Below are 25,279 nucleotides of genomic sequence, written 5' to 3' on the forward strand. Positions count from 1 at the left end.
TTAATACCAAAACGTAACCAAGGGGTGGGCATGATCCGCAGCACGCTGGGGGCCTCGATCGGGGCGGCATTGGTGATCGCGACGCCAGCGACGGCGCAGCGGGGCGATGACGTGCCCAAGCTGCTCCCCATGCCGCAGTCGATCACGCGCGGAACCGGCACGCTCACGGTCGCCGCCGGCAACGGCGTGGCCGCGGAGACGCCGCTCGCCGGGCCCGCGGCCAGGCTGCTGGTCGATCACGTCCGCACCGCACGCGGCATCGCCCTCGCGCCCGCCGAGGCCGCGACCGCCCGCATCCGCTTCGTCGCCGACCCCTCGATCAAAGGCGACGAAGCCTATCGCCTCACCGTGACTCGTGACGGCGTCCGCGTCGCCGCCGCCGCCGCGCCGGGCTTCGTTCACGGCGCGATGACGCTGGTGCAGCTGCTCAGCCCCGATGCACGCTTCGGCCAAGCGGTGCGCGTGCCCGCGGTGACGATCGAGGACTCGCCGCGCTTCGCCTGGCGCGGGCTGATGCTAGACACCGCGCGCCACTTTCTCCCGCTGCCAGAGGTCGAGAAGATCGTCGACCAGATGGCGGCGGTGAAGCTCAACACGCTTCATCTCCATCTCAGCGATGACCAGGGCTGGCGCTTCGAGGTGAAGCGCTATCCCAAGCTCACCGAGGTCGGCGCGTGGCGCACCCCGCCCTCCACCGGCGGCGCGGGGTCGACGCAGCGCTACGGCGGCTTCTACACGCAGGACGAGCTGCGCGGCCTGGTGCGCTACGCCGCGGAGCGCGGCATCACGATCGTCCCCGAGATCGACCTTCCCGGCCACGCCCAGGCGCTGGTCGCGGCGTATCCCGAGTTCGGCGTGCTCGGTGACCGGCCCGAGACGGGCAATGGCTGGGGCATCTTCCCCTATCTGCTCAACCCTGGCCCCAAGGGTGTCGCCTTCGTCAAGCAGGTGCTCGACGAGCTGATCGACGTCTTCCCCGGCACCTATGTCCATCTCGGCGGCGACGAGGCGGTGAAGGACCAGTGGGAGCGCAGCCCCGCGGTGCAGGCGCAGATCAAGGCGCTCAACCTCAAGGACGAGAACGCGCTGCAGAGCTGGCTGATCGACGAGCTCGGCACCTATCTGTCGAGCAAGGGGCGGCGGCTGATCGGCTGGGACGAGATCCTCGAGGGCGGCCTGCCTCCGTCCGCCTCGGTGATGTCGTGGCGCGGCGAGAAGGGTGCGGTCGACGCCGCCAACCAGAACCACGACGTCGTGCTCTCGCCCGCGCCGACCATGTACATCAACTATCTCCAGAGCCACCGCGCCGACGAGCCGCCCGGCCCGATCCAGGTGCAGACGCTCGCCGACACCTACGCCTATGACCCGATGCCCAAGGGGCTCGACCCGGCCAAGGCGGGCCATGTGCTCGGCGCGCAGATGAACCTGTGGAGCGAGTATCTCGTCACGCCCTATCAGTATCAGCACTCGATCTTTCCGCGGCTCGCCGCGCTGGCGGAGAACAGCTGGATCGAGCGGCCGCGTGACTTCGCCGGCTTCCTCACGCGGCTCCAGCCGCAGGTGGCACGCTGGAAGCGCGGCGGGGTGGAGGTGGCGGACTCGAGCGTCGCGGTCGACTTCCGGCTCGCGGGAACGCGCGGCGACGCGCTGCGCGGCAAGAAGGTCAGCGTCACGCTCGCGCAGGAGGCGCCGCAGGGAACGATCCGCTACACGCTCGACGGCTCGGCGCCGACGCCGAGATCGCGCCGCTACACTGCGCCGCTGTCGCTGCCGTTCGGGCAGACGGTGCGCGCCGCGCCGTTCGACGCCGCCGGCACCGCGCTCGCCGCGCCGCGCGCGTTCGACACGGGGCGCGAGTCGCTGCTCACGCGTGTGTCGGGCGAGATGGCGGCCTGTCCGGGCGAGACGCGCGGGCTGCGCGTGCCGCTTACCACGGACGCCACCGCCAACACGCCGACCTATGACGTCAACATCTTCAACCTGTGCAGCGTCTATCCGGCCGCGCCGCTCGACGTGGTGGGCGGCTTCACCGTCGAGGTCGCGCGGCTCGCGCGCAACCACGGCCTGGCGCACGATTTTGACAAGGTTCGTCGCCACTTCAACGTCACCCCGCACGGCGAGCTGCTGGTGATGCTGGGCTGCCCCGCGATGAAGGACGGCAAGCCCGTGCCCGATGCGCCCCGCCCCGTCATCGCCGCGAGCTTCCCGCTGCCCGATCCCGCGAATTCGCCGCAGCGGCAGCGCTTCACCGGCACGCTGCCGGCGATGGACGGCGACCGCGACCTCTGCTTCCAGTTCACCTCTCCGCTCACCGAGCCGCTCTACGCGGTCGAGCGGGTCAGCCTCACGGACCGTCGTTGATGCGTCGTACCGCCCTGCTCTGCCTGCCGCTTCTGTTCCTCGCCGGCGCCGCGGCCGCCGCCCCCAAGACCGTTACCCCGCTCGACACCGGCTGGCGCGTGCGCATCGATCCCGCCGACGCCGCCGCGGCCAAGGCGCACCCCCGCGCCGCCCGATGGTTCGCCGCGACGGTGCCGGGCAGCGTCCAGCAGGACCTGATCGCGACGCGCCAGGTGCCCGACCCGTTCCTGCGCACCAACGAGGCCGCGATCCAATGGGCCGGGCTGACCGCCTGGCAGTATCAGCGCGTGCTCGACGTCACGCCAGCGATGCTCCAGCGCGACCATCTCGATCTCGTGTTCGACGGGCTCGACACGTTCGCGACCGTCTCGATCAACGGCCAGGTCGCGCTCACCGCGGACAATGCGCACCGCCGCTGGCGGGTCGACGCCAAGAAGTGGCTCAAGGCCGGGCGCAACGAGGTGACGATCGCCTTCGCCTCCCCGATCAGGAAGCTCCAGCCGATGGTGCTCGCCGAGGCAAATCCGCTGCCGGGCGAGTATGACTCGGCGTTCGGCGACGAGCCCGCCGGCAAGCAGACCTCACCCTATATCCGCAAGCCGAAGTATCATTACAGCTGGGACTGGGGCCCGCGCATCGTCAACATCGGCGTGTGGCAGGACGTGCGGCTCGAGGCGTGGGACGAGGCGCGGCTCGACCGTCTGCTGATCGAGCAGGTCGCGCTCAACGACCGGGAGGCGCGGCTCGCCGCCAAATTCGAGGTGATCGCCGACCGCGCGCGCACTGCGACGCTGCGCGCGCAGGTGGCGGGGCCGGACGGCAAGACGGTGACCGCCGAGCAGGAGGTCTCACTCGCCCCCGGGCTCAACCGCGTCACCGTGCCGCTGTCGGTCGCGTCGCCGCAGCGCTGGCAGCCGGTCGGCTATGGCGCGCAGCCGCTGTATCGCGTCAGCGGCGCCTTGGTCGAGGACGGCATCGCCAGCGACAGCGCCGAGCGCCGCATCGGGCTGCGCACCGTCGAGCTGATCCGCGGCGACGGCGCCTTCGGCTTCCGCGTCAACGGCATCCCGATCTTCGCCAAGGGCGCCAACGTGATCCCGTTCGACAGCTTCCCGTCGCGCGTGACGCCCGCGACGATGCGCGGGCTGCTGCGCGACGCCAAGGCGGTCAACATGAACATGCTGCGGATCTGGGGCGGCGGCCATTATCTGCCCGATGGCTTCTTCGACGCCGCCGACGAGATGGGGCTGATGATCTGGTCGGACTTCATGTTCGGCGGTTCGGTAACCCCGCCAGACGCCGCGTTCCGCGAGAACGTCCGCGTCGAGGCCGAGGAGCAGGTCGCGCGCCTCTCCGGCCATCCCTCGATCGTGCTGTGGGCGGGCGGCAACGAGGTGCTGTCGGGCTGGGAGAATTGGTCCGATCGGAAGGCCTTCAAGAAGCGCGTCGGCGCCGACGAGCAGGAGCGGATCGGCACCGGCATGGCGGTGCTGTTCGACCGCGTGCTGCGCCAGGCGGTGCGCGACTATGATCCCGCCGTCCCCTATTGGCCCGGCTCGCCGTCGACCGACTATGACGGGCCGGTCGACACCGATGCCGCGGGCGACCGCCACTTCTGGGACGTCTGGTCGGGCTCCAAGCCGGTCGAGAATTATCTGAACAGCTGCCCGCGCTTCATGAGCGAGTACGGCTTCCAGGGCGCGCCCGATCTCGCCACGATCAAGGACTTCGCGGGCACGCTCCGGCTTACCCCGGACGCGCCGGTGATGCGCGCGCACCAGAAGTTCCTCGCGGGTGCGGGCAACGAGCGGCTGATGTTCTACCTGCGCGAGCGGCTCGGCGAGCCGCGCGACTTCGCCGACTTCGTCTATCTCACCCAGGTTAACCAGATGCAGGCGATCGAGCTGGCCGCGCTGCACCACCGCGCCTGCCGGCCGACCAACATGGGCTCGCTCTACTGGCAGCTCAACGACGTCTGGCCCGCGATCTCCTGGGCCAGCATCGATCATTCGGGGCGATGGAAGCTGCTTCACTACGCCGCGCGCCGCTTCTTCGCGCCGCAGGCGATCGTCGCCGAGCATCGCGACGGCACGCTGCGCGTCGCGGTCGTGTCCGACGCGACCCAGCCGATCGCGGCGCGCTGGCGCGTGCGCGCCTTCGCCTCCGACGGCAGTGCGCTGGGCGAACGCGGCGGCGACCTCACGCTGGCGCCGCTCGCCGCCGCCGAGGTGGCCTCGATCGCCGACACCGAGCTGTTCGCCGCCGCCCCCGCCGAGGCGAGCTACGCGGTGGCCGAGCTCATGATCGGCGACGCGGTGGCGAGCCGCCGCGTGATCGAGCGCGTGCTGCCCAAGGCGATGCGCTGGCCCGACCCCGGTCTCAGCGCGCGCTGGGACGGGCGCAGCGTCACCATCACCGCGCGGAAGCTGGCGCGGGCGGTGATGCTCGACTTCGGCGCCATCGACGCCCGACCGTCCGACGACGGCTTCGACCTGTTGCCGGGCGAGAGCCGCACCATCACGATCGAGTCCGACGCATCGCCCGCCGCGCTGAAGCGCGCGCTGGTGCTGCGCTCGCTGGGAGGAAACAAGTGATCTGGCTGTTACTCGCGCAGGCCGCCGACCCGGTGGCCGCGACTGTCGCGACGATGACGATCGAGGAGAAAGCGGCGCAGCTGCAGAGCACCGCGCCCGCCGACGCCAAGGCCAAGCTGCCCGCCTATGACTGGTGGAACGAGGGGCTGCACGGGCTGGCGCGCAACGGCTATGCCACCGTCTTCCCGCAGGCGATCGGCATGGCCGCGACCTGGGACACCGATTTGGTCCACCGTATCGGCGACGTGGTCGCCACCGAGGCGCGCGCCCGCTTCAACGCGCAAGCCGTCGACGCCGACCGCCGCATCTACCAGGGGCTGACGATCTGGTCTCCCAACATCAACATCTTCCGCGACCCGCGCTGGGGCCGTGGGCAGGAGACCTACGGCGAAGACCCGTATCTCACGGGCAGACTGGGGGTCGCCTTCATCACCGGCTTGCAGGGACCCAACCCGCTCTATCCGAAGGTGATCGCCACCCCGAAGCATTTCGCGGTCCACAGCGGCCCCGAGGCCGGGCGCGACGGCTTCGACGTTGACCCCAGCCCGCAGGACCTGGAGGCGACCTATACCCCCGCCTTCCGGCTCGCGATCACCGAGGGCAAGGCGCGCTCGCTGATGTGCGCGTACAACTCGATTCATGGCGTGCCCGCCTGCGCCTCCTCGCCTTTGCTCAACGATCGGCTGCGGCGGGACTGGGGCTTCACCGGCTTCACCGTCTCTGACTGCGATGCGGTCGCCAACGTCCACCTCTTCCACCATTACCGGCTTGACGCCGCCGAGGCGGCCGCGGCGTCGGTGCGCGGCGGTAACGATCTTAACTGCGGCACCACCTATGGCGCGCTGCCCGAGGCGGTGAAGCGCGGTTTGGTGAGCGAGCAGGAGGTCGATCGCGCGCTGATCCGCTCGCTCGAGGCGCGCCGCGCGCTCGGCATCGCCTTCGGCGCGACCAGCCCCTGGTCGAAGATCGCGGCGAGCGAGGTCGGCACCCCCGCGCACCAGGCAATGGCGCTGGAAGCGGCGCGCAAGGCGATCGTGCTGCTCAAGAACGACGCCGGCCGGCTGCCGCTTGCGGCCGGCACCAAAGTGGCGGTGATCGGCGCCAACGCCGACGATCTCGGCGTGCTGCAGGGCAATTACCACGGCACCGCGGCGCACCCGGTGACGCCGCTCCAGGGGGTGCGCGCGCGCTTCCCGGGCGCGACCTACGCGCAGGGCTCGGTGCTTGCCGACGGCGCGCCGGTGGTGCTGCCCGAGACTGCGCTGAAGGGGCTCACCGTCGCGTACACCGCGGGCGACCGAACCGTAGCGCCCACGGCCGCCCGCACGATCGACCTCGACCTCAACCGCGCCGCTCCTTCGCCCGAACTGCCGGTCACCGGCTATGTCGCGCGCTGGACGGGTGCGCTCCAGCCGCCCGCGGCGGGGCGGTACCGGCTGGTGCTCGACCAGACGCAATGCTGGAAGAACTGCACCACGCATGACAGCGCCCGGCTGACGATCGGGGGACGCGTGCTCCACGACGGTGCCTTGCCCAAGGGCCGCGTCGAGATCGACTATGACAGTGACGGCAGCGTGCAGCCGCTCGAACTCACGCTCGACCATCGCAGCGAGGACGACAGCTTCCGCCTGCTGTGGCTGCCCCCCGCCGACGCGCTGTTGAACGAGGCCGTCGCCGCGGCGCGCGCCGCCGACGTGGCGGTGGTGGTCGGCGGGCTCTCGCCCGACCTCGAGGGCGAGGCGCTCCAGGTGCAGGTACCCGGCTTCGTCGGCGGCGACCGTACCGACATCGCTTTGCCCGCGCCGCAGCAGCGGCTGCTCGCCGCGCTCAAGGCGACGGGCAAGCCGATCGTGCTCGTGCTCGCTAGCGGCAGCGCGGTCGCGGTCGATCCCGCGGTGGCGGACTCGATCATGGCGCTGTGGTATCCGGGCGAGGCCGGAGGCACCGCGCTGGCGGACGTGCTCTCGGGTGCGACCAACCCGTCGGGCCGGCTGCCGGTGACCTTCTACAAGGCGACGACCGACCTGCCCGCCTTCGTCGATTACGGCATGAAGGAGCGGACCTATCGTTATTTCACCGGCACGCCTCTGTGGGGCTTCGGTCACGGGCTGAGCTACACGCGCTTCGGCTATGACCGGGTGAGCGCTCCCGCGACGCTCGCCGCGGGAGCGCCGCTGACGATCACCGCACGCGTCACCAACCAGGGCCAGCGCGCCGGCGAAGAGGTGGTGCAGGCCTATGTCGTGCCACCCGCCAGCAGAGGGGGCGGCTTCACGGCGCCGGTGCTCCAGCGCCAGCTCGCCGGCTTCCAGCGGATCGCGCTCAGGCCGGGCAAGAGCGGCACCGCGCGGCTCACGATCGACCCGCGCTTCCTCAGCGTGGTCGCGCGCGACGGTCGCCGCCACGTGCCGCCGGGCGCCTATCGCGTCTGGGTCGGCGGCGGTCAGCCGGGTGATGGAGAGGGAAGCTGGATCGACGTGACTCTAACGGGCGAGGACAAAGACCTGCCGAAGTGAGGGCGCCTCGCCTTACCACCTCGTCGCCCCGGACTCGTTCCGGAGCCTACCTCACAGCGCACCTCGCGATCGCGACGTGCGCGGCATGGTGGATCCCGGACCAGGTCCGGGATGACGACCTAGGAGAAGACATAGCATGACGATCGACCGCCGCACCTTCGTGGGCGCCGCCGCGGCACTGGCCGCCACCCCCGCCGCCGCGCGTCCCGCCACCCCCGCGGCCTTCGCCAGCAAGCGCCCGCCGCTCGGCGAGCGCCGCTTCACCAGCCGCGTGGTGGAGCAGGAGATGCAGCGCGTCTCGACCAAGATCGGCGACTCCAAGCTGCGCTGGATGTTCGGCAATTGCTACCCCAACACGCTCGACACCACGGTGCGGCTGGGCACGGTCGACGGCCGCGCCGACACGTTCGTGATCACCGGCGACATCGACGCGATGTGGCTGCGCGACAGCTCGGCGCAGGTGGCGCCCTACGTCCATCTCGCCAAGGCCGACCCGCGGCTGGCCGAGCTGTTCCGCGGGCTGATCGCGCGCCAGGCGCGCTGCATCCTGATCGACCCGTACGCCAACGCCTTCCTGGAGGATCCCAAGGCCAAGACGCAGCTGGAATGGTCGCTCAAGGACGTCACCGAGCTCAAGCTGGGCGTGGCCGAGCGCAAGTGGGAGATCGACTCGCTCTGCTATCCGATGCGGCTGGCGCTGCAATATTGGCAGGCGACCGGCGACGCGCGCCCGTTCGACGCGACCTGGGCGGAGGGCGCGCGCGCCAGCATCCGCACCTTCCGCGAGCAGCAGCGCAAGGATGGGCCAGGGCCGTACCGCTTCCTGCGCGTATCCGATCGCAACACCGAGACCCTGCCCTCGCGCGGCTATGGCAACCCGATCAGGCCGGTCGGGCTGATCGCGTCGGGCTTCCGCCCCTCCGACGACGCGTGCCAATATCCCTTCCTGATCCCGTCCAACCTGTTCGCGGTGAGCGCGCTGCGCGGGCTGGCGACGGTGGCGAACGAGGCCAAGAAGGATTCGGCGCTGGCGCAGGAGGCGACCGCATTGGCCGACGAGGTCGCCGCCGCGCTGCGCGACTATGGCACGACCAAGCTGCGCGACGGCCGCGAGGTCTGGGCCTATGAGGTCGACGGCTACGGCAATGCCTATTTCATGGATGACGCCAACGTGCCGTCGCTGTCGGGACTCGCCTATCTCGGCTGCGTCGCCCCCGACGACGCGCTGTGGCGCCGAACCGAGGCGGCGGCGTGGAGCGACGTGAACCCCTATTTCTTCCGCGGTAGCGCCGGCGAGGGGATCGGCGGGCCGCACGCGGGGCTGCGCCAGATCTGGCCGATGTCGCTGATCGTGCGCGCGCTGTCGACCAACGATCCGGCGGTGATCCGCACCTGCCTCAAGACGATCCGCGACACCGACGCGGGCACCGGCTTCATCCACGAGAGCTTCGACCAGGACGATCCGACCACGTGGACGCGCCACTGGTTCGCCTGGGCCAACGGTCTGTTCGGCGAGCTGATCGTGCGGCTGGCGACGACGCAGCCCGCGCTGCTCGCGGGAGCGCTGTGATGGGGCGGGATGTGGTCGAGACGCTTGCTGCAATTGCCTCCGCCCCGGCGGATGCCGGGGCCCAGGTGGGGGACGCTGGTGAGGAGTCACCACGGCTTTCCCAACTGGACCCCGGCGTCCGCCGGGGTGGTATTGTGGGGACTGGCACCGCCCCCCTTACCGCTCACCGCCTCCAGCTCAACCGCCGCACGCTGCTCGCCACTGCCGCGAGCACCGCGCTTGCCGCCCCACTCCCCCTCGCCGCCGCCGCGGCGCGGACGCAGCGCACCGCACCCAACCTCTTCGTCGGCACCGGCGGCGACGGCCACACCTATCCGGGCGCGACGCTGCCCTTCGGCATGGTGCAGCTCTCGCCTGACACCGACGTCGAGCGCTGGGACACCTGCTCGGGCTATCACCACGGCGACGGCTCGATCATGGGGTTCAGCCACACGCACCTCTCGGGCACCGGCATCGGCGACATGCTCGACGTGCTGCTGGTCCCCACCCGCGGCCCGGTGAAGCTCACGCCCGGCCCGCTCGCCGATCCCGACGCTGGCTATCGCCAGCGCTACTCGGACGAGCTCGCCGAGCCCGGCTATTACCGGGTGAAGCTCGAGAGCGGCGTGCTCGCCGAACTCACCGTGACCGAGCGCACCGGCTGGCACCGCTACACCTTCCCCAAGGGCGCGGCGCATGTACTGGTCGACCTGTCGCACCTTGTGCTCGACAAGAGCGACGCCAAGCCGCTGATCGACGAGGCCTCGCTCGCGCTCGACGCCGGGGGCACGCTGACTGGCAGCCGCCGCGTCCATCGCTGGGCCAAGGGGCGGCGCATCCATTTCGCGCTCCAACTCTCGCGCCAGCCCGACCGCGTCACCTTCTACGGTGACGACGACAAGGAGCAGCCCGCCGGCGCCAGCGGCGTGCAGGGCAAGCGCGTCAAGGCGGTGCTCCACTTCGACGAGGCCGGGGACGCGCCGCTGCTGGCGCGCTGCGGCATCTCCGCGGTCGACGTCGCGGGCGCGCGCGCCAATCTCGCCGCCGAGGCGCGCGGGTGGGACTTCGACGCGGTCCGTCGCGCCGCCGCGCGCCGCTGGGCCGAGCAGCTCGGCGCGATCGCGGTCGAGGGCGGCAGCGCCGACCAGCGCGTCATCATGGCCTCGGCACTGTACCACGCGATGGTGGCACCGACGCTCTTCTCCGACGTCGACGGTCGCTACATCGGCCTCGACCGCAAGCCGCAGCGCGTCCCCGCGGGCGAGCGCGCCTTCTCCACCTACTCGCTGTGGGACACGTATCGCGCACTCCACCCGCTGCTGACGCTCGTCGCGCCCGATCAGGCCGGCGCGCTGGTGCGCGACCTCGTTCGCCAGACGCAGCAGAGCCCCTATGGCCCGCTCGTCTGGCCGCTCCAGGGGGTCGAGACCGGGACGATGATGGGCTGGCACGGCGTCTCGGTGCTCGCCGAGGCGCAGGCCAAGGGCATCCCGGCCGACTATGCCGCGGCCTGGCCGGCGATCCGCAAGCGCTCGTTCGACTTCGCCGCGCCCGACCTCGACAACAGCAAGGGCCGCGACCTGTACGACGCCAAGGGCTATGTCCCCGCCGACGCCTGGTTCGAGAGCGTCAGCCGCACGCAGGAATATGCCTATGACGACTGGGCGTCGTCGCACCTCGCGCGCGCCGCGGGGCAGAGCGCCGACGCCGAGCGGCTGGCGAAGCGCTCGGGCAATTGGCGCAACGTGATCGACTCCTCCATCGGCTTCGCGCGCCCGCGCTTCGCCGACGGCAGCTGGTGGAAGGACTATGACCCGATCCAGCTCGGCCACATGCCCAAGCCGTGGTGGCGCGACTATACCGAGGCCAACGGCTGGCAGGCGACCTTCCTCAACCAGCACGACGTCTACGGGCTGATCCGGCATATCGGCGGCGACCAGGCGTTCGAGGCCAAGCTCGACGCGCTGTTCAACGCGCCCTCCACGCTGCCCGCCAACGCACCGCCCGACATCGCCGGGCTGGTCGGCCAGTATGCGCACGGCAACGAGCCCGACCAGCACGCGCCCTATCTCTACGCCTATGTCGGCGCGCCGTGGAAGACGCAGGCGATGGTGCGGCGGCTGTGCGTCGAGATGTACCAGAACGCGCCCAAGGGCGTGATCGGCAACGACGATTGCGGGCAGATGAGCGCCTGGTTCGTGTTCTCGGCGCTGGGCTTCTACCCGGTCGACCCGGTCGAGGCGGCCTATGTCTTCGGCTCGCCGCTGTTCGAGCGCGCGACGCTGCGGGTCGGTGGAGGCAAGCGGCTGGTGATCGAGGCGCCGGGCAACCGTGCCGACACGCCTTATGTCGCCGCGGTGACGTGGAACGGGCGGCCCTGGACGAAGAGCTGGATCAGCCACGCCGAGCTGGTGGAGGGCGGTACGCTGCGCTTCACGATGAGCGCGACGCCGGTGCCCGGCTTCGGCCGCGCCATGGCGGATCGGCCGCCGTCGTTCGGGCGGGTGCCCTCATGACTCGGTGCCGCGACGCGGGCCAGCGCCTAGTTGGCGGACGTCGTCGCATTCCTCTCACCGAGCCGATACTGCGCCCCGGCCGACGCCGGGGCACAAGCTCTTCGCAATGGAGCCGTCCATGATCGACCTCACCCGCCGGGCGCTGCTCGCCGCCAGCGCCGCCACCGCCGCGCTCCCCGCCACCGCGCAGCGCATCGGCGCGCCCAAGCCCTGGGGCGCGACGCCGTCGCGGCGTCAGCTCGCCTGGCACGCGCGCGAGCAGTACGCCTTCGTCCATTTCTCGATCAACACCTTCACCGATCGCGAATGGGGCTACGGCGACGAGAGCCCCGACTTGTTCAACCCCACCGACTTCTCCGCCGACCAGATCGTCGCCGCAGCCAAGGCGGGCGGCATGCGCGGCATCATCCTCACCGCCAAGCATCACGACGGCTTCTGCCTGTGGCCGACCCGGCTGACTGAGCATTGCATCCGCAACAGCCCATACAAGCAGGGCAAGGGCGACATCGTTCGCGAGATGGAGCAGGCCACGCGGCGTGCGGGGCTGGCCTTCGGCCTCTATCTCTCGCCGTGGGACCGCAACCATCCCGAATACGGGCGCCCCGGCTACATCGACTATTTCCGCAAGCAGGTGGTGGAGCTCTGCACCGGGTACGGCGAGCTATTCGAGTTCTGGTTCGACGGCGCCAACGGCGGTGACGGCTATTACGGCGGCGCACGCGAGGCGCGGAAGATCGACGCGCCGAAATACTACAACTGGCCGTCGATCGTGGCGTTGGTCCACCAGCACCAGCCGATGGCGTGCACCTTCGACCCGCTCGGCGCCGACGTGCGCTGGGTCGGCAACGAGGACGGCGTCGCGGGCGACCCGTGCTGGCCGACCATGCCCAACCACCCGTACGTGCAGAGCGAGGGCAATTCGGGCGTGCGCGGCGCGCCTCTATGGTGGCCGGCCGAGACCGACGTCTCGATCCGCCCGGGCTGGTTCTACCACGCCGACGAGGACGCCAAGGTCAAGGATCCGGCGCGGCTGCTGCGGCTGTACGACGAGTCGGTCGGGCGCGGTACCAACCTCAACCTCAACCTGCCGCCCGACCGCCGCGGCCGGCTCCACGACCATGACGTCGCGGTGCTCAAGAGCTTCGGCGACGCGCAGGCGGCCACCTATGCGACCGATCTCGCGCGCGGCGCGGTCGCGCGCGCGAGCGCCGAGCGTGGACCCGGCTTCGCCGCGGCGCGCGTGCTCGACGGGCGGCGTGACAGCTACTGGTCGACGCCCGACGCGGTCACCACCCCGACGCTGACGCTCGACCTGCCGCCGGGCCGCTCGTTCGACGTGATCCGGCTGCGCGAGCATCTCCCGCTCGGCGTGCGCGTGACCCGCTTCGCGGTCGACCTGGAGGAAGGCGGCGCTTGGCGGACGGTGGCCGAGCACGAAGGGATCGGCGCGCAGCGGATCATCCGTCTGCCGCGGCCGAGCGCGGCGCGGCGGCTGCGGCTGCGCGTGATCGAGGCGCCCGCCTGCCCCGCGATCAGCGAAGTCGCGCTGTTCCGCCAGGTCGCACCGGTCGCGGTGGCGCCGGTGCGCTCGTCCGACCCCACCGTGCTCGCCAAGGACAAATGGCGCATCGTCGCGGCGAGCGGCGCCGGTGCCGAGGCGCTGATCGACGGCGACGCGGCGACGCGCTGGACCGTCCCCGCCCCCTCCACCGCCGCGCCCGCGAGCGTCACCGTCGATCTCGCCGCCGCGGTGACGCTGACCGGCTTCAGCCTCACGCCCTCGCGCACCGTGGCGAAGGACACTGCGCCGCCGCGCGGCTATCGCTGCGAGACCAGCGCGGACGGCACGAACTGGCAGCCCGCGGCCGAGGGCGAGTTCAGCAACATCGCCTACGCGCTGTCGACGCAGCGGGTCGCGTTCACGCCGCGCCGCGCACGCTACCTGCGCGTGAGCTTCGACGCGGTGGCACTGCCGGCGTCGCAGCTGACGGTGGCCGAGATCGGCGCCTTCGGGGGAGCGTGAGCAGGCGCGCACCGCGCATCTAACGTCTTCGGCCGGGCTTATCCCCCTCGCTCCGTTCGTGCTGAGGAGAGGCTGAGCTCGGCGAAGCCTCGTCTCGAAGCACCTCCGACCGTCCGGCCCGACGATGCTTCGAAACGGCACTTCGACTTCGCTCATTGGCTCCTCAGCACGAAGGGAGCGGAAGCGGCGGCCTCACGAGCGACACGACTGACCAAACCGCCCCGCGCGAGCCGACTCACTCAGCTCCCCATCCATCCCCCCTTGAACCCGGCCCGCTCCAGCCCGGCGCGGATGTACTGGTTGCGCTGCATCGTCTTCCAGATCAGTCCGCTGCGCCAGTTCTCGATCATGCAGGCGATCGGTCCCTGGTCGATGCCGAGATAGTCGCTCGCCACCCAGCCGATGCCGGGCACGACCTTGCCGTGCTTGAGCGGCACGTTCGGGAGCGTCAGCGTCGGGTTGAAGCTGTCGAAGAAGCCGTACTGGCCGTAGATCGCGGTGCCGTAACGCTGGTACATCTCGCGCGCGGCGGGCAGCACGATCTCGGGCGCGAAGGCGATCGAGCCGAGCGCCGCGGTCGGCGCGATCGTGCCGTCGTCGCGGTCGCCCGGGCCGCGCGCCGAGTAGGAGAAAAACTCGCGGTTGCGACCGTCGATCTCGCGGACGAAGTCGCCCGGCCCATCGCACGCGGTGAGGCCCCAGACGTTCTCGTCATAGCCGCGCCAGCCCGGCGGATTGTTGATGCAATAGCGCCGCTGCGCATAGGTCGCTCGCCGGCTGTTCTCGAAATAATCGAGCCCGCGGCGCACCGAATAGGCATCGCGCACGCCGCGGAAATCGAGCCACACCTGGCTGTACTGGTGCCCGAACAACGGCGGAAAGGCGGTGAAGGGGTTGTCGTACTTCTCGTCCCACGAGGGATCGAAACGGTCGGTCCACTCCGCCCAGGTGGTCGGCGGCAGCGCGTGCGTCGGCGAGCCGAGCGCGAGCACGTAGAGGATCAGGCTCTCGTTGTAGATGTTCCAGTCGGAGCCGATGAAGCCGCTCTCGGGATGCCAGCCCATCGCCACGAAGGGCGCGCGCGGCGTGATCCAGTCCCACTCGACCGCGCGGTAGATCTGGTCAGCGAGGTCGCGGATCTGTTTCTCGCGCGCGTCGGTGAGATCGTCGAACCAGGTCTGCGCGAACAGCACGCCGCCGAGCAGCAGCGCCGTGTCGATCGTCGACAGCTCGCAGCGCGCGAAGCGATGGCCCTTGGTGGTGCCGAGGAAGTGGTAGAAGAACCCCTTGTAGCCGCTGGTGTCGTCGCCCGGCCCCTGCGGCGCCTCGGCGAAGAAGCGCAAGGTGGTGAGCGTCCGCTCCGCCGCCGCCGGGCGGGTGATCCAGCCGCGCGTGACCGCGATCGGGTAAGTGGTGAGCGCGAAGCCGACCGCCGCGATTGAGGCAAAGCTCGGAGTCGGCCAGCGATCGGGGGCGAGCCCCATCACCTGATCGGTGGTGTTCCAGAAGAAGCTGACGGTGCGCTTCTGGATGTCGTCCATCAGCGGGTCACTCGCCGAAGCGGGTGTCGTGCCCAGCTCGGGCAGCACGCCCGGGAAGGCGAGCCGCGGGACGCGCGGTGCCGGGGCGGTACATCCCCCGGCGAGGGCCGCGCCGCCCAGCGCGGCGGCGCGCAGCATGTCACGTCGGTCGAGGATCATGCACCTCCTGCGAGTAGAGCGCGGCGGACGGCTCCGCGCAGGCCGTCCGCCGCTTGGTGGGTCAGAAGCTGAACCCGGCCGAGAGTTTCACCGTGCGCGGCGGGTTGCCGCCGATGCTGTACGTCGAGTTCTCGCGATAGATGCTCGGCGAGGCCGCGGTGCGCGTGGTGTCGGTGGGATCGTTGTTATAGTCGACATAATTGCGGTCGTTCATCGCGTTGAGGATGTCGACGCGCAGGCGCACGCGGGTCTGGTCGCTGAGGAAGCCCAGCGGCACATATTTGGTAAAGGCCAGATCGAGCTGGCGCCGACCCCAGCGATCGCCGAGCCCGAACACCTCGGAGCCGACGATCCGGCGCTCATACGGCGTCGCCGTGTCGAGCAGCGCGCGCTGGAACAGCGGCGACTCGATCTGGAACTTGGCCGAGAGCGTCACGCCGATCGGCGTATCGGCGCTGCCCGCGATCACGAAGCGGTGGCGCGGCACCACGCCCGAGCGCAGCATCGGATAATCCGAGGCGCTGGGGAAATCGAGCAGGAAGTAGGCCGCCTGGTCGTTGTTGGGCCGGTTGTCGGTCGCCGCGGTGAAGGTGTAGGTCGCGTCGAGGCTCCACGGCGACGCCGCCGAATAGGCCTTGGTCAGCTTGACATAGGCCGAGTCCGCCTTGGTCTCGAGCCCGTTGTCGCCGATGATGATCGCGCCATAGCCCGAGGGCGCGAACGACACGTCGGGGCCCTGCGGCGCGCCCGTGGTGGGCGACGGCGCGAAGAAGGAGCCGTCGGGGCGGCGCGTGCCGAGCAGGTAGACGAACCCGTCCTTGCTGACGATCCGCGTATAGCCCAGCTCGAGCTCGACCGGGTTGAAGCGGCCGCGGATGCCGAGGCTGAACTGATCCGAGTAGGGGATCTTCAGGTCGTTCTTGATGAAGCGGAACTCGCGCCCGCCCGGCACGCCGTTCCCGGCCAACTGCTGCCGGCCCGCCTCGGTGAGATACGCGTCGTTCCACGGGATGCAGGTCGCGCTCGGCGTGCACGGATTGACCGTGTCGGCGCCCTGGAAGAGGAACTGGCGACGCTGGAAGCGACCGTTCGACAGCTCCTGCTGCAGGAAGTCGAACTGGTTGCGGTCGTAGGACCGGCCATAGCCGCCGAACACGGTGAAGCGGCCCTGCTCGTCGAGCCGGTAGGTGAAGCCGACGCGCGGCTGCCACGCGCCCTTGAACGCCTTCCGGTTGTTGCCGGTCGAGATATAGTCGTTGATGTTGTAGTCGGCGTTGTTAAGGTTCGGGTAGTTCGCCGACGACACCGCGGCGAGGTCCTCTGCCGAGGTGACGTAGTTGAGGAACGCGGGCGTGCGCTCATAGTCCCAGCGGACGCCGAGGTTGAGCGTGAGCCGGTCGGTCACGTCCCAATCGTCCTGGATGTAGGCGCCGAACTGGAAATTGTTCGAGCGGATGCGCGGATCGCCCAGCGAGCCGTTGGCGCCGAACTCGAGGCTGTACGGGATAGTGTTGTTGAAGCTGCCGCCGGTCGGCAGCGTCGTGTCGTACGAGTAAAGCGGGTTGATCAGGTTCTGCTCGAGCGAGTTGAGCTTCACCCACTTGGCCTTGGCGCCGACCTTGATCGTGTGCCCCTCGAAGCCGGTCCAGGTGAAATCGTCCTGCACCGTCCAGCCGGTCTGGCCCTTGTCCTGCAGGCTCAGCCCGGCGCCGTCGCGGAACAGGTTGAAGGTGCTCACCCCCGTCGGCGTGCGCGAGGTGGCGCGGAACTGCTGGCTGATGCCGTTCGTGGCCGGCTGCGGTGACCAGCTGACGTCCTCGTAGGAGACGCGGAAGTCGTTGACCCACTTCTCCTCGCTGTGCTGCCACCGGCCCATCGCGCGGATCTCCTCGACCTTGGTCAGGGTCGCGGTGGAGAAAGCGGCGATGCCGTTGCTGATCTGATAGCCCGACTCGTTGCGATACTTGCCGGTGAGCTCGAACAGGTCCTTGTCGGTGGGCGTCAGGTCGATCTTGCCGAAGTACAGGTCCTGCTTGAACGTCGAGTTGAACGAGCCGAACAGGTCCTGGTACTGCGCCGGCAGGCTGCTCACCGCGATGCCGTTGCCGGGCAGGATGTCGACCGGGATCTCGCGGCGCTTACCCTCGTAGCTGACGAAGAAGTGCGCCACGTCCTTCACGATCGGGCCACCCAACGCGACGCCATATTGCTTGTCGGTCGAGGCGACCTTGTCGATCTTGTTGGGGAAGATCTCGGTCGGGCGGCGATCGCGCAGGTTCTGGTTGGTATAGTCGAAGAAGCCGTCACCGTGAAACTCGTTGGTGCCCGATTTGGTGCCGGCGACGATCGCGACTGAGCCGACCTGATCGAACTCGGCCTTATAGTTGGACGACAGCACCTGATACTCGCCGATGGCGAGCTGCGGGAACGGGTTGCCGGGCGAGCTGTCCTGCCCGGTGAGGCCGCCGCGCAGCACGTAATCCTTCTGGCTGACGCCGTCGATGAAGACGTTGACCGAGTTGCTGCCCTGCGCACCGCCCTGGATGCGCGAGCTGCCGTCGGCGCTCTCGATGAAGCGCACGCCCGGCGCGAGATCGGCGAAGGCGAGGAAGTTGCGGCTGTTCTGCGGCAGCTGCTCGATCAGCCGCTGGGTCACGTTGATACCGACCTGACCGCCCGAGAGCGAGCGCAGCCGGCTGCCGGTGACGATGATGTCGCCCGGCTCGCCCTGCGGCGTCGCCCCGCCCTGCTCCTCGGTCGCGGCGTCACCCGTCGCGCCCTGCTGCGGCGCGTTGCCGTTGGCGTCCGCTCCCGTTGACGGCGCCGGCGCGGTCGCGGCAGGGGTGGAGAGATCGAGGTCGAGCCCGGCGTTCTGCCCGACGCGCAGGGTGAACTGGTCCGAGTTGCGCACGCCTGCCTTGGTGCGGATCTCGAGCCGATAGGCGCCGGCGCGCAGCGAGGCGAAATTGTAGCTGCCATCCGGGCCGACGACGGTGGAGCGGCGGTAATTGGTCGCGACCTCGACGATCGTCACCTCGGTGACGGGATTGTCGGGGGTCGAGCGGATGACGCCGCGCAGCGACGCCTGCCCCACCTGCGCCGCGGCGGGCGCGCTCCACGCGGTGGCGAGCGTGGCGCCCAGCACACCGAAGGCCCCCAGCGCGGTGGCGCGCGCCCAGGCGGTGTGCATCGTCCTGCGCCGGTTCGATCCCATGATCATGACTGTGTCTCCCTGTCCGTTTCTGTTGTCGTGTCGCGCACCACCAGACGCGGGACGATCGCCTCCGCGCCGGCCGGGTCGACCTCCACCAACCCCTCAGCCGGCGCGACGATCCGCCGCGCCAGCAGCTGCACCGCGCGCGCGCCCAGCGCCGCGATATCGACCCGCATCGTCGTCAGCGCCGGCGTCACCAGCCGCGCCAGCGGGATGTCGTCGAAGCCGGCGACGCGCACTTGGCGCGGCACCGCGACTCCGTGCCCCTTCAGCGCGACCAGCGCGCCGATCGCCATCGCATCGTTGGCGGCGAACAGCGCGTCGGCGCGGATCGCGCCGCGCGCCACCTGTGCCGCCGCGGCGGCGCCGCTCGCCTCGGTGAAGTCGCCCTGCACCACCGTCAGCGCCACGCCGGCGCGCTCGGCCGCGGCGACCGCGCCGGCACGGCGCTCCTCGGCGTCGACGTTGCCGACCGGACCGGCGACATGCGCGATCGTTCGCGCGCCCGCGGCGACGAGATGGTCCACCATCGCCGCCGCACCGGCCGCATTGTCGACCCGCAGCGCCGCGCCGGCGAGCCCGGGCACGCAGTTGAGAAACACCGCGGGCAGCCCCGCGGGCAGCTGCGCGCGCAGTTCCGCCGCGCCGAGCTGCGGCGCCATCACCACCAGCCCGTCGACCTGCCCGCGCAGCGCCGCCAGCGTGTTGAGCCCGCGCCCGTCCTGCAGCACGGTGAGCAGCAGCGCGAGCCCCTGTGCCGCTACCTCGCGATCCATGCCGCGCAGCAGCTCGGAGAAGAACTCGCCGTGAAGATCGGGCAGCACCACGCCGATCGCCGAGGTGCGCGCAAGGCTGAGGCTGCGCGCACCGGCGTGCGGCACATAGCCGAGGCGAGCCGCCACCTCCTGCACGCGCGCGCGGAGCTCGGGCCGGACCCGCTCGTGCCCGTTAAGCGCGCGCGACACCGAGGCGACTGACACTTGCGCCTCGCGCGCGACATCACGGATCGTTGCGTTTGGCATGCGCCGCGTGGACATCCTCTCCCGCGACGGCGCACACCATGCGCATTGCCGTCGTTGATGTAACCGTTTACACGTAACAACCGAGACGATCAATCCTGCCGCTAACGAGGGGAGAGGACATGACTCAGGACGCATCACGGCCCTCGCGCCGCGCCTGGCTGATGGGCGCGGGCGCTACGCTCGCCTGGGTCGCCAGCCCGGCGCGCGCGCTGCTCGCCCAGGCTGCCGCGGCACCGCTGCCCGACGAGGTCGAGTCGCTCGTCGCGCGCATGACGGTGGAGGAGAAGGCGGGCCAGCTCACGCTGATGGCCGCGGCCTGGGCGGGCGGCGCGGCGACCGCGCTCAACCCTGCGGGCGCAGGCGCCAGCTTCGAGGGACAGTTGCGCGACGTGCGGCGCGGCCGGCTCACCGGCGTATTCAACGGCAATGGCGCGGTGATGGCGCAGCGGATGCAGCGGGCGGCGATGACGCAGTCGCGGCTCAAGATCCCGCTGCTGTTCGCGGCCGACATCATTCACGGCTTCCGCACCGTCTTCCCGGTGCCGCTGGCGGAGGCGGCGAGTTTCGATCCCGAGCTGGCGCGCCGCACCGCGCGTGCCGCCGGGGCGGAGGCGGCGGCGTCGGGGATCGACTGGACCTTCGCGCCCATGGTCGACATCGCGCGTGACGCGCGCTGGGGCCGTGGCGTCGAGGGTGCGGGCGAGGACGTGCTGCTCGGGCGACTGATGGCGGCGGCGCGCGTGCGCGGCTTCCAGGGCGAGAACGGGCTCGCCGACCCCCGCGCGGTAGCGGCCTGCGCCAAGCATTTCGTCGCTTATGGCGCCGGCGAGGGCGGGCTCGACTATAACAGCGTCGACGTCTCCGAGCGGACGCTGCGCGAGGTCTATTTCCCGCCGTTCGAGGCGGCGCTGGCCGCGGGCGCGCCCACGGTGATGGCCTCGTTCAACGAGATATCGGGCGTGCCCGCCACCGCGAACGACTGGCTGCTCACCGACGTGCTGCGGCGCGAATGGGGCTTCGGCGGGCTGGTCGTCTCCGACTATACCGGCGACGAGGAGTTGATCGCGCACGGCCTCGCCGCCGACGCGCGCGAGGCGACCAGGCTGGCGTTCCTGGCCGGCGTCGACATGTCGATGCAGAGCGGCTTCTACCTCAAGCACCTGCCCGACCTCGTCGCCAAGGGCGAGGTGCCCGCGGCTCGGCTCGACGAAGCGGTGCGGCGCGTGCTCGCGCTCAAGGTGACGTTGGGGCTGTTCGACGACCCGTTCCGCCGCATCGATCCGGCGCGCGAACGCGCCGAGGTACGCACGCCCGCCACGCTGGCGCTGGCGCGCGAGGCCGGGGCGCGCTCGATCGTGCTGCTCAAGAACGAAGAGCAACTGCTGCCGCTGCCGCGCGCAGGGAAGCGCATCGCGCTGATCGGACCGTTCGTCTCCGGCCAGCACGACCTGATCGGCCCGTGGAACGTCTACGGCACCGACGCGGACGCGACCGACCTCGCCACGGCGGTGCGCAGCATGGTCGCGGACGCGGCGCAGGTGAGCGTCACGCCGGGGTCGGCGATCCTTGCGCCGCTGCCCGGCGGGATCGCCGCGGCGGAGGCGGCGGCACGCGCCGCCGACGTCGTCGTGCTCGCGGTCGGCGAGGCGCAGGACATGTCGGGCGAGGCGCAGTCGCGCTCGGCGGTGGTGGTACCCGAGCCGCAGCTCGCGCTGGCGCGCGCCGTCGCCACGACCGGGACGCCGCTGGTGGTGCTGCTGCGCACCGGCCGCGCGCTCGCGCTCGACGACGCGGTGCTCGGCGCGCGGGCTGTCGCGGTGACCTGGTTCCTCGGTTCGCAGGACGGGCCGGCGATCGCGGACATGCTCTTCGGCAGGGTGGCCCCCTCGGCGCGGCTGCCCGTCTCCTTCCCGCGCGCCACCGGCCAGTCACCTTATTATTACGCGCACAAGTCGACCGGGCGCCCCAACCCGCCCGGCCCGCTCCAGCCGTTCAAGGCGCATTACCGCGAATTCGAGCAGAGCGCGCTTTTCCCCTTCGGCCACGGCCTGACCTACGGCGACGTCGTTTACTCGGACCTGTCGTTGAGCAGCGACCGGCTCGCTCCCGGCGACGCGCTGACCGTGCGCGCGACGGTGATGAACCGTGGACACCATCCCGCCGACGAAGTGGTGCAGCTCTACGTCCACGATGTCGCCGCGAGTGTCACTCGCCCCATCCGCGAACTGAAAGCCTTTCAGCGGGTCACGCTGTCACCGGGCGAGCGGAAGACGGTCAGCTTCACGCTGCGTCGTGACGACCTGCTGTTCGTAGGCCGGGACCTGAAGCGGATGGTCGAGCCAGGCGCTTTCCGCCTCTGGGTGGCGCCGTCGGCGGAAGCAGAGGGCGTGAACGGTTCGTTCATGCTGGGCTAACCCGCTGCCCGGTCGTGTCGCGCAGTTGTAAGAATGTCACATCGTTTTGCAAATTTATTACCAGCATTTGGCAGTAGCGCTACCGGGCTTGTTTCTTGCCGCCTCACCGTTTTGAGTGACCCCAATCGATAAAAAGGGGTTTCCTCATGAGAATGTCGCGTTTCCTATGCGCCACCGCGATCGCGAGCGCTGCCTTGGCACTGCCGGGTGTGGCGTTCGCGCAGGCGGGCTCGCCGACCCAGGAGCAGGACGCCACCGCGCCGGGCACGACCGAGGTCGGTGCCGAGGACGTCGTCGTCACCGGCTCGCGCATCCGCCGCCCGAACGACGATTCGCCCATTCCGATCACGACCGTCACCGCGCAGGACATCTTCGAGACTGGCCGCATCTCGATCGGCGACACGCTCAACCAGCTGCCGCAGCTGCGTCCGTCGCTCGGCTCGCAGAACTCGACCTCGGGGCTCGGCACGCGCGGCGTCAACTTCCTCGACCTGCGTGACCTCGGCCGTCAGCGCACGCTGGTGCTGGTCAACGGCCGCCGCCACGTCTCGGCCGACATCATCAACAACGGCAATGCCGTCGACGTCAACACCATCCCGACCGACCTGGTCGAGCGGATCGACATCGTCACCGGCGGCGTCTCGTCGGTGTACGGGTCGGACGCGATCGCGGGCGTCGTCAACTTCGTGCTCAAGGACAGCTACGACGGGCTGCAGCTCCACGGGCAGAACGGCATCAGCACCTACGGTGACGCCGGCAACCAATATGTGTCGGTGCTCGCGGGCAAGAACTTCGCGGACGGGCGCGGTAACATCGCCATCAACGCCGAGTTCGCGCACCAACAGGATTATTACGCGTCCGGTCGGCCGAACCTGCGCCAGAACAACAACTTCATCGTCACCGACACGGACGCCGCCAGCGCGCCGTCCGACGGCGTGTTCGACCGCACCTTCTACAATGACCTGCGCGGCGCGACGATCTCGCTCGGCGGTCAGGTTGGCGTTCGCTATCGCGCGGGCACCGCGCCGTGCGGCGCGGACTCGGTCGGCAATTCCTACACCTGCGGTTATCTCTTCCAGCCAGGCGGCGCGCTGGCCGCACAGACCGGCACCCGCGTCGGCTTGGCGCCGAACGGCAATTTCATCGGCGGCAACGGCACCACCAGCCGCGAAGGCAATCTCCTCGTCCTGTCACCCGATCTGAAGCGCTACGTCGTCAACGTGCTCGGTCACTTCGAGGTATCGCCCGCCTTCGTGCCGTTCATCGAGGCCAAGTACGTCCGCACCGAGGCGTTCGGCTCGCAGAGCGGCCCGTTCTTCTCGCAGGGGACCACGCTGGCCGACGGGATCGATGCGGGCTTCGCCGACCGTTCCTACTCCAACGCCGGCTCGGTGACGAACCGTGAGGGCATTCGGCTCGACAACCCGTACCTGGACGCCGCCGCGCGGAGCACGATCTCGCAGCAGCTGATCGCGGCGATCAATTCGGGCGTAAACCCGAACACCGGCGCGGCCTTCACCGGCGCCAACGCGGCCGCGAACCAGGCGGCGGCGCTGGCACAGGTGGCGGCGGGCACCTACCGCTTCTCGCTGCGCCGCAACTGGGTCGACCTGGGCACGCGCGACGAGCGGATGGTACGCGATACCTATCGCGCCGTGGTCGGCGTGCGCGGCGACTTCAACGACGACTGGCACTATGAAGTGTCGGCCAATTACGGCCAGCACAAAGAGAATAGCGTCATCACCGGCAACGTGAACACGCAGCGTTACCTGCTGGCGGTGGACACGACGCGCAACGCCGCCGGCCAGATCGTCTGCCGCTCGCAGGTCGACCCAGCCTATGCCGGCGAAGACATCGGCGGCGATCCCTCACGCCTCGCCGCCGACATCGCCGCCTGCGTCCCCCTCAACCCGTTCGGGCAGGGCTCGGTCAGCGACGCGGCACGCGCATATCTGATCAACCCGACCACTGCCGAGGGCAAGGCGACCCAGTTCGTCGCCAGCGGCTACGTCGCCGGTGACCTCAGCCAGCTGTTCGAGCTGCCGGGCGGTCCGGTGGGCTTCTCGGTCGGCGCCGAATACCGCCGCGAGACGCTGACCTACGACCTCGATCCGCTGACCCAGGCGGGCTACAACTTCTACAACGCCATTCCGAGCTTCCGGGCGCCCGCGTTCGAGGTGAAGGAAGCGTACGGCGAGGTTTCGGTCCCGCTGATCAAGGACGTGTTCCTGATCAAGGAACTGACGCTCTCGGGCGCGGGCCGCGTCGCCGACTATAAGGGTTCGGTCGGCACTGTGTTCGCATGGAACGGAAATGCCGTCTGGCGTCCGATCAACGACCTGCAGCTGCGCGGCGGCTATGCCAAGTCGGTGCGCTCGCCCTACCTCGGCGAGACCTACGCGCCGGCCGGCCAGAACTTCACGCCCGCGCCCGCGGATCCCTGCTCGGCGCGCAACATCGGCACAGGATCGGCCAACCGCGCGGCCAATTGCGCCGCGGCGGGCATCCCGACCAGCTACGACTACGTCTACTCCTCGTCACTGGAGATCAACAGCGGCGGCAACCGCAACCTGTCGGAGGAGACGTCGAAGTCGATCACGCTGGGCGCGGTCTTCCAGCCGAGCTTCGTCCGCGGCCTTTCGGTGTCGGTCGACTATTACGACATCAAGGTCGAGAACGTGATCACCTCGCCGGACGTGCAGCAGGCACTGAATGCCTGCTACGATGCGCCGTCGCTGGACAATCAGTTCTGCGCCCTGTTCCAGCGCGCCGGCGCGGATGGTGGTCCGAACGGCGAGGAGCCGTATCGGATCATCGAGGGGTCGTACCAGGACTCGCCGCGGAACTACGCTCAGCTGCGCGCGCGCGGTATCGACACCCAGGTCTCGTACAATCACGACTTCGGCATCGTCCGCGCCTCGCTCGAGGGTGTGTGGACCCACATCCTGCAGCGGGACGACTTCACCGATCCGTCCAACCCCAACTTCAAGAACGTCATCACCGACGAGCTCGGCACGCCGTCCGATCGCTTCAACATCAGCACCAACCTGAAGTTCGGCGCGTTCACGATCGGTCACACGCTGCGGTGGATCGACGGCATGTACCTGAATACTTGGGAAGACTATAATGGCGTCAACGGCGAGCCGCCGCAGAACGCCGATTACGCGCCGATCAAGAAGTATCCGACCGTCACATACAACGACATCCGCTTCTCGCTGGACGTGAACGATCAGTTCAACTTCTACGGCGGTGCCACCAACATCGGTGACGTGAAGCCACCGTACGGCCTGACCGGCATCGGGCTGGGTTCGGGCATCTACGACAACCGCGGTCGCTTCATCTACATGGGCCTCACCGCGAAGTTCTGATC

The 25,279-nt window shown here is 69.8% G+C and carries 11 protein-coding genes; 8 read left to right on the top strand and 3 right to left on the bottom strand.

Going from position 1 to position 25,279, the window contains the following annotated elements; translation table 11 throughout:
* The first annotated feature begins 30 nt into the window (after positions 1-30).
* The 6 genes from KZ820_RS04705 to KZ820_RS04730 all read left to right on the top strand — a co-directional run bounded on the left by KZ820_RS04705 (position 31) and on the right by KZ820_RS04730 (position 13,559).
* Positions 31-2,361: a beta-N-acetylhexosaminidase gene (locus tag KZ820_RS04705; RefSeq protein ID WP_219747467.1), complete on the top strand. Its 2,331-nt coding sequence runs from the start codon at positions 31-33 to the stop codon at positions 2,359-2,361.
* Positions 2,361-4,955, top strand: a complete 2,595-nt coding sequence (locus KZ820_RS04710; RefSeq protein ID WP_219747468.1) for a beta-mannosidase — start codon at positions 2,361-2,363, stop codon at positions 4,953-4,955. The genes KZ820_RS04705 and KZ820_RS04710 overlap by 1 nt, the downstream gene beginning before the upstream one ends.
* The gene (locus tag KZ820_RS04715) at positions 4,952-7,471 is read left to right on the top strand and encodes a glycoside hydrolase family 3 C-terminal domain-containing protein (RefSeq protein ID WP_308462124.1); all 2,520 of its coding nucleotides are present in this window, start codon (positions 4,952-4,954) and stop codon (positions 7,469-7,471) included. The genes KZ820_RS04710 and KZ820_RS04715 overlap by 4 nt, the downstream gene beginning before the upstream one ends.
* A gap of 136 nt (positions 7,472-7,607) precedes the next feature.
* Positions 7,608-9,041, top strand: coding sequence for a glycoside hydrolase family 125 protein (locus KZ820_RS04720; protein WP_219747469.1), 1,434 nt, complete (start codon positions 7,608-7,610; stop codon positions 9,039-9,041).
* Positions 9,042-9,175: 134 nt separating this feature from the next.
* A complete protein-coding gene (locus tag KZ820_RS04725) occupies positions 9,176-11,536 on the top strand; it encodes a GH92 family glycosyl hydrolase (RefSeq protein ID WP_308462125.1) in 2,361 nt (786 codons plus the stop codon).
* 118 nt (positions 11,537-11,654) lie between these two features.
* Positions 11,655-13,559 (top strand): alpha-L-fucosidase, encoded by a 1,905-nt coding sequence (locus tag KZ820_RS04730; RefSeq protein WP_219747471.1) that lies wholly within the window; start codon positions 11,655-11,657, stop codon positions 13,557-13,559.
* A 239-nt stretch (positions 13,560-13,798) separates the two neighbouring features.
* Here KZ820_RS04730 and KZ820_RS04735 read toward each other — a convergent pair whose 3' ends face one another.
* The 3 genes from KZ820_RS04735 to KZ820_RS04745 form a co-directional block, all read right to left on the bottom strand.
* Complete coding sequence (locus tag KZ820_RS04735; RefSeq protein WP_308462165.1) at positions 13,799-15,256, bottom strand: glucoamylase family protein; 1,458 nt, start codon at positions 15,254-15,256, stop codon at positions 13,799-13,801.
* 64 nt (positions 15,257-15,320) lie between these two features.
* Positions 15,321-18,479, bottom strand: coding sequence for a TonB-dependent receptor (locus KZ820_RS04740; protein ID WP_258047732.1), 3,159 nt, complete (start codon positions 18,477-18,479; stop codon positions 15,321-15,323).
* Complete coding sequence (locus KZ820_RS04745) at positions 18,476-19,495, bottom strand: LacI family DNA-binding transcriptional regulator (RefSeq protein WP_219747473.1); 1,020 nt, start codon at positions 19,493-19,495, stop codon at positions 18,476-18,478. The genes KZ820_RS04740 and KZ820_RS04745 overlap by 4 nt, the downstream gene beginning before the upstream one ends.
* Positions 19,496-19,614: 119 nt before the next feature.
* Here KZ820_RS04745 and KZ820_RS04750 point away from each other — a divergent pair, with 119 nt between their 5' ends.
* Together KZ820_RS04750 and KZ820_RS04755 are read left to right on the top strand one after the other, a co-directional pair.
* Positions 19,615-21,909 carry a glycoside hydrolase family 3 N-terminal domain-containing protein gene (locus KZ820_RS04750; protein ID WP_219747474.1) on the top strand — a complete coding sequence of 765 codons (2,295 nt, stop codon included), beginning with the start codon at positions 19,615-19,617 and terminating at the stop codon, positions 21,907-21,909.
* A gap of 146 nt (positions 21,910-22,055) precedes the next feature.
* Positions 22,056-25,277, top strand: a complete 3,222-nt coding sequence (locus KZ820_RS04755; protein WP_219747475.1) for a TonB-dependent receptor domain-containing protein — start codon at positions 22,056-22,058, stop codon at positions 25,275-25,277.
* Positions 25,278-25,279: the final 2 nt, after the last annotated feature.

Source organism: Sphingomonas citri (genome assembly GCF_019429485.1).
Lineage (GTDB): Bacteria > Pseudomonadota > Alphaproteobacteria > Sphingomonadales > Sphingomonadaceae > Sphingomonas > Sphingomonas citri.